Origin of the sequence: Shewanella sp. 38A_GOM-205m, assembly GCF_000518445.1 — a bacterium.
Taxonomy (GTDB): Bacteria; Pseudomonadota; Gammaproteobacteria; order Enterobacterales; family Shewanellaceae; genus Shewanella; species Shewanella algae.
The window spans coordinates 1-7,164 of record NZ_JADP01000053.1; the positions used below are offsets into that span (position 1 = coordinate 1).

Here is a 7,164-nt window from a genome sequence, read left to right on the forward strand (position 1 = left end):
AGTCACCAAGCAAGCAAAGGACCATTAAGGAAGCTACCTATGGGTCCCATACGCGCTCTACATAGGTAAACAGAAGTGGGTGCGAGGCGAGTCTCGCCGCGAATGCTACAAACAGTGACCACTTTTCTTTACCCATTGTTTCCTGCTTTGGCACATCATTCTAGCTGCCCGGCATCTTGGATGGCGGCAGAGGTTCCAAACCTATTCGATACAGGCTAGAAAAGTGTTATCGCTAAGTAGCCTCGACAAGGAAGTGAGTGGTGCCAGGGATCCCAAAAAAATCAGCACCTTTTCGCTGGATCTGGAGTGACTAATACAAGTGACTTCTTTAAACAGGTAAATGCTGCAGGAAGGCCCGAATGGTTAGGGACTCCTTCAAGGCCAAGAGTTCCTTATTTGCAGGGATGGGTTGCGAAGATCCCTGCTGAGATATAACTACATCAGCAGAGATCTTATCTTGTCGTATCCATGCTCTTGCTAGTGATAGGCTTCCACATCGTAAATTGCATCGATATAAATAACCGGTGTTATTTCTGAGATGATTTTTTCAGCCTGTTTTTTAGCAACTGAAATTTCCTCATCGGTCACTGGCGTCCCAACCTTATTGATATCATCTATAATGATAAAGTCTATATTTCTTTTCCTGTAATACTTTTCAGCAGCATATATATAGGATAAAGCAACCAGCATTTCATCCCGATTCGTTCCTTTAAGCCACTCTTTAGTATTCACGTGGATAATGGCATTTAAGGAGTTAAAACCTAAATGAAATGCTCTTTTGGCATAATAATTAGCCATCTCAAAGCCGATAACTTTATAGAAAATACCTGCCAGTATGTCCATTGCCGGTGCAAAGTTATCATTGGCCGCCATTTTGAGTAGAGTCACCACCTTGGCTGCATCGGCTTCGCTGAGTTCACCAGCCTCATAAGCCCGGCCATATTTATGCGCCTGGCTAACCATAGGGGCATAATACTTCTGCTTGGCCGCTTCTGCCGCCCTGTCGGCATTCATGGAGGCTGCATAACGACTCAGTACATCATCGGGGTTGGCTTGCAAGCGCTGTAGGAAAGCTTCCCGCGCCTTGTCTGCCCAGGCGTCGTCGCAGTATTGGCCTAAATACCACTCACAATTTTGCAGGGTTTCTCCCGCCGGTACCAAGCGCCGCATCGCATAGGGGTTTCCTTGCTGAGCCGCTTTGTTAATCCACTCTACAGCTGAAGCAGTACCGTATACACCGGCGCCCATATTGGTCAGTCCATACCATAACATGGCACCTATGTTCCCTTCCTCAGCCATCTTACCGAAAACCTCAACGGCAATATCATCCTTACCCTCCTGCAACGCCTTTAAACCGGCAAACAAAGAATCACCGGGTTTGACCAAACTACTGGCATAGATGTCCGGATTGGGCTGGCTCTCGGCAGCCAAAGCCAGTAACTCATCATTTTCAATAATCGCAGCATGTTGGCTGGGTTGTGTACTCTGGCCGCCATATAGCGATAACCCGAGCAAGCATATCAATAACACCAATGCTGCAATGATTAATTTATGGGTTTTATTAAATTTTGATCTTTGAATCTGCACCATCAAAGCAAGCCCTCTATTTTCTTTGTTCTGGAAGGGGCAGGTAGGGTATCCAACTCAGTCAGACTCCAAGTTCTTTGCTTGAACTTGCCATCTCGCCCGCGTTCAAGCCTGGCCAAGTTTTCTGCCTCGATGACGGATTCTTGCAGAGTCTGGTATTTTTGGCTATCGGGATCGACTATTTTGGCATCGACCATGGCCTGTAACCCTTCGGGGGTTAAATAACAGCCATAGGCACTCTTACGCTTTGGTTTGCCATCACGACCAATCCCTGGCTCATCCCATTCGTTGGAATACCAACACATCCCACTACACAGCAGACCAATATATTTATTAAACTCACCTTGAACGACCTTTATATCCTGTTCGTCTATTTGGCCATCAATCTTGGAGAAAAAGTGAGCTAACTTTAACCAGTTATCTAGTACTCTTTGCCAACGCCTGAGATAAGAGGCCGCCTCCTGGCCCTCCTTCACTCCCATTAACTCCAGCGCCTTGGTAAATTGGCGGCGGCGCAATACAACCTCCCTTGTATCGTCTCCCGGTTGCAGTTGCTGCATAATAAACAACAATGCTTCAGCTTGAGTGCCACTACTCTTGCCCCCAGGCATTGCAATCAAGGCATCAAAGAGCGGCGCCAAAGATTCTGGAGGTAGATTAAGCAACCAACTCTGCATTTTTTTCTGCTTGTCCACCTTCAAAATATTTTTAGCGATGATAGGCGCATAATCTTCCTGAGTCGACTTATGCAGCCAATCTGCGTAAACCCTTGGAGGGAATAGTAATATATCGGCCAGACTGAGCCCTGTGGCGATTGCCAAGGTCAATCTTTGGTTGAGTATATAAAAAAGCTTGGAGTCTTCATCGTCAAAGACGGCCAAACGACTAAAGCCGCTCTGCTTTAGCATGTTCAACAAGCAGCCAACAAAAAGATCTGTACTGAAAGGGTCGATTGCAATATTCAAGCTGCCCTTTACCCCAGGGCCACAAACGACCTTGGCGCCGACGACCAAGAAGAAACAACCCGCGTCATAGCCCAAACGAAATGTCCCTTCAACACCAATACCTATCCCTGCAGCGCCGCCGGCAGTTATTGAACCGAGCTTTCGCCACTGATTGGTGTTTAATTGCTCCTTATCTTGCTTCGTCTCTTTCGCTTCCTTCTCTTGCGTCTTATCAAGAACATCGGAAGACATTGGGGGTTTCCAATGAACTTCTCCTGTTACCGTGCCGCCGACTTCTGCACCGGCAAACAGTTCCGCAGTGGCTCCGGCCTGGGCGGCCCCTTCTATAACATTCTCAGGCCCCTCGGCCTTTATTTTCGAACGATTATAACCCGATGGCCGAAACGCCGAGCCTTTAACACCTACATCATTTCCATCTGCACTGGGACCTATGCTGATGTTTGTAGCCAAATTCAAACTGGCTGCTATAAGGCCGTATGTGGTTACCTGTAGCCAAAAACAAATTTCACCGGCTTGATACAATTGCTTGACTTCATTACCTGACTTGCGTGCAATATAGGGAAAATCAAGCTGTAACCCTTTCACTGGCATGGGGTTATAAGGCACATAAGCGTTCCCGGGAGCCTTGTTTCCCAAGGGAAACCAGGCACTGAAACCCAATTGTGCTCTGGCCAGATCCAGAGATAGATTAAGCGCAGTGTCTCCACTGAGTCTTTTGGCTACTTCAGAACCTTGGATAGCCAACCCCGGAGCCGTTAAAGAACTGGTTGCCGATGAGGTGAAACGCATAAGTTGGGCATCGGCGGAAACAGTATAGCCATCCATACTGGTGTTTGATTGGTAAGCCCAATCCTTGCCCAGTAAAGAATGCTCATTTTGGAAATGAATCAAGGACATATCAAGAGAAAGTTGTTTATTCTCAGAAATTTGATTCATAAACTTCTTGTATGCATCTTTAGGCAGTCGGACTTTTGTCTGTTTGACTGTCTCGGCCACATCCTTGGGAAATTGGTTCAGCGTAGGTTCTTTCTGCTGCGCTTCAGCCGCATTTAATTCGTCACGCTCCTCCTTGGATTCAACCGCTTTGGTTGAGGCTGATAAGGCCACCCGCTGAGAAATGTCTTTAACATGCCCCTTGCCTGAACTAACCAGGTGCTTTTCCGAGGATGCGGGTAGCAACCAAGATGGGGTTCTGAGGTAGAAAGGGGTACCTTCATCTCCTTCTGAGAGCAGATAACATTCAACAACCCTGAGATCATTGTTATCAGGCAGATTCATTATCATGCCCGGGTGCTTTACGGCAGGTCTCCAGTCTTCAAAATTCCAAAGCACTGAATAGGATTTCTTGTTGACTTTCTTACTGATATTGCTCACATCGCCCTTTTGAGCTCTGGAGTTTGCAAGCGCCTTCCAGTAATCCATTCGAACTTTACAGGCTTTCTTGATTAACAAAGGTTTTTCAAAGAAATCCGGAATGGATTCCAGTTTTATCTGCCGTAGGTCTTTAACTTGCTTCTCCCAAAAAGCATCCAGCTTAATATCCAGAGCTACCGTATCCCAATAGCCCCACTGAAAACCGCCACTCTCCATGAAAGCCTTGAGCCAGACATAGTCATCCGATTGCTCAAAATGCTTTTGTTTTCGATCCTTCTGTAACAGTTCAAAAAGAAGTTCTACCTGTTCATTATTCAGTTCATCATTGCCCCAAAATGATGAACGCCGAACATTAATAACAGCATTATATTTTTTTGAATACTGCCTATATGAAGAAAACATTTCTTTATATAGATTATTGTTATTCATCTCTTCTAATGTAAGACATTGTTCCTTGAGGACCATACCGGAAAGATTAAACATCAAAAGATTCCAGTAAAAACCATATTTCCTAGTATCATAGCCTAAAGAACCACTAAGGCTACTTAATTTAGACCAGGAAATTTCGGACTCATTAAAAATATCATCATACTGAACAAACTCTTCCCCCCAGAAATAATTAAATGTTTTAGCAGCTTCACTATCACTTTGAGAAATTAATGACTTATACTCAAATCCCAAGGTGCGTTTCAGGCTGCTGACATAGAGACCTACATTCTTCTCTTTATCACTGGTGAAATAATCTAAATTTTCATCATAAATAAACTTAGTGCCATCATCGGTTTCCCAACCATTGGCCTGTTTTTTGGCTTTATCTTCCAGCTTTTTGCATTCAGCCAACACATATTCTTTCAGTTCTAATTCAATTTTTTTTCTGGCCTCGCCCAAGACATATTGGGTATTCAAGCTATCCAAAGAGCCTGATGGGTAATGATTAGCCGCTCTTACGCGCAACTCAACCTCACTCTTGATAAAAGAATGTTTAGCCAGCAACTCAAAGCCTACGCTGCGGGCATAATCATCCAACTCATTAAGTTCAGCCTTTACCCAGAGTCCCAGCCCTTGGGTCCATTTGAGCAACCATAATGTTTTGTACCTTTCTTTATCTGCCGCATCAGAAAGAAATATCTCATACGGTAAATAGTCATAACGAGAGAGCAACCCAAGCTCATTGAGCTTTTGCAGCATCTTTTCATTAAAGTCGGGCGCATTGATATCCATGTCACTGAGCTGTAAATGCTGTCTTTCTTGCTTGAGTCTTTCTAACGCTTCAGAGGTCAGGGCATACCAATAGCGCTTCCCATCCTTTGGATGATTTGGCACATAGAGTACATCTTCATACTCCACATAGGCACCTTCACAGGTTGTAATTCCTTTTCCACAGGCCCCATCCTCTGGAGGCGTAACGGTAGGCAGATGCTTGTTGACGTCAATAGGTACGACTTCATACTTCCAACTGATGAATTTATTCTGCAGCTCCAGAGTATTCATGTTCGCCAATTCGGCATAATCCATTTTGTGATAGTCGGCCAACATTCTCAGGCATTCATCCTGGACGTTTTGGCAAGCCCTAAGTGCCAAGTTATCTTTATGATTCATTTCACTAAATCCATTTACTAAAAACGGCTGAATTAAAGCTATAGCTTTCAACGGCTTTGGGTGTGTGTTTCAGAGACCTGAGTTCGCCCTGCTGGGAGGTCCAGCAAAGCGCCGAGGCAGGTCCCAGAAGGGTGTCCCTGTCATCGACATCCAGTTCAGAGTACAAGGGGTCCAGCGTTTGATTGCTGTAATATCTGAAGATGGTCTGGCGCCCCAGGATCCTGGGCTGTAACAGAGCCAGCAAGTGTTGTTTCAGTGTGTCGAACGCCCCAGCCTGGCTGGCAAAAATCACCGCCGAGCTGCGCCAGAGGGAGTCATTTTGCCATATGGGCAACAGGCTGCTGTCGTGGCGCAAACGAAAGATGACCGGGCTCTGTGGCATCAGGTAGGCAAATGGACTATTGATGAAGAGATCGGCCAACTCGGGAGCCGCTTCATGTTGATAGGCCAGCTGCATCACCTTGGGATAACGAATTTTGTCGGTCAGCATCCAATACTCGACACCGGCCAATTCAGGCAGTAACTCACTCATGGCCCATTACCCCTTGTGCTTCAAGCAGGGGCAATCTTCCAGAGGACAACTGCCATCGGTTTGCTTTTGGCACAAGCGAGCCACCGCGACATTGTTGTAGGAGAGCATTTCCATGCTGGCGGGAGCCAATTGCAGAGGTAAGGGATTAGGAAGCTCGGCAGCGGCCACTTCTCCCGGAAGCTCCGGCGCTTTACCGCCATAACCACTGCCTGATGCCGCGCCGCCGCCGGCATTAAGGTTGATCCCTGGGCCGGAAAGATGCACCCCGGCCGGATCGACTTTGACAAAACTGCCACCGGCTTTGACTGTGATTTCAGAGGAAGACTCCAACACCACTTTTTGCCCCGCCTTGATATGAATTTCATCACCGGTTTCATTAACCCACACGGAGCCGGCTTTTAGATGTAAGCTGCCATCCACTATCAGGCTCTTGTCGCCTGTTACCTGCTGGCGGGACTCGCCCAACACCGTCAGGTGGTCGTTACCGCCGATGCGGCTGCGCCTTTCATTGTCCACATCCAAGTGGTTGTCGTGCTTGATATGCTCGTGTCTGTCATTCTCGGTCAGTAGGTTCAGGTCTTTCTGCGCATGCAGGTAAATCTCCTCTTCCCCCGCTTCATCCTCAAACCTCAGCTCGTTGCTGCCCTCGCCCTTGTGGCTCTGGGTCTTCAGCACGGTGCGGGTCTTGTGGGCCGGCAGCGCGTAAGGTACCTGGTTCACCGCATGGAAGGCCCGGCCGGTGATGATGGGTTGGTCCGGGTCGCCGTCCAAAAACGACACTATCACTTCATGCCCTATCCGCGGCAGCGCCATAAAGCCATACTGACCACCGGCCCAGCCCTGGCTGACCCGTATCCAGCAGCTGCCGTGCTCGTCCCCCCTGGCATATCTGTCCCAGGGGAATTGCACCTTCACTCGGCCGTATTCGTCACAAAATATCTCTTCATCCTTCGGCCCCACCACGGTCGCTATCTGCGGCCCCGCCATCTGTGGTTTGGCCTTCGGCTCCGCTTGCCATTGCATGGAGGATGGCACCGCCACTATCTCGTTACTGTAAGTGGTGCCGCGGCTGCTGTTGTCCTCTTCCGCCGCATTGCCCTGCTCGCC

The 7,164-nt window shown here is 47.6% G+C and carries 4 protein-coding genes; all 4 read right to left on the minus strand.

The genetic code is table 11. The features are described 5' to 3' along the window. Window positions 1-477: 477 nt before the first annotated feature. Window positions 478-1,590, minus strand: a complete 1,113-nt coding sequence (locus N512_RS0118885; protein WP_028781307.1) for a sel1 repeat family protein — start codon at window positions 1,588-1,590, stop codon at window positions 478-480. Beyond that, entirely contained in the window at window positions 1,590-5,525 is a 3,936-nt protein-coding gene (locus N512_RS0118890; RefSeq protein WP_156029287.1) for a hypothetical protein, read from the minus strand. The genes N512_RS0118885 and N512_RS0118890 overlap by 1 nt, the downstream gene beginning before the upstream one ends. A gap of 4 nt (window positions 5,526-5,529) precedes the next feature. Then, a complete protein-coding gene (locus N512_RS0118895; RefSeq protein WP_028781309.1) occupies window positions 5,530-6,057 on the minus strand; it encodes a DUF4123 domain-containing protein in 528 nt (175 codons plus the stop codon). A gap of 6 nt (window positions 6,058-6,063) precedes the next feature. Beyond that, the coding region (locus N512_RS23410; protein WP_037475617.1) for a type VI secretion system Vgr family protein at window positions 6,064-7,164 on the minus strand (1,101 nt) is incomplete at its 5' end.

Coding starts and splice junctions, on each gene's coding strand:
- N512_RS0118895 (WP_028781309.1), bottom strand. CDS start 6,057: ATGAGTGAGTTACTGCCTGAATTGGCCGGTGTCGAGTATTGGATGCTG.
- N512_RS0118885 (WP_028781307.1), bottom strand. CDS start 1,590: ATGGTGCAGATTCAAAGATCAAAATTTAATAAAACCCATAAATTAATC.
- N512_RS0118890 (WP_156029287.1), bottom strand. CDS start 5,525: ATGAATCATAAAGATAACTTGGCACTTAGGGCTTGCCAAAACGTCCAG.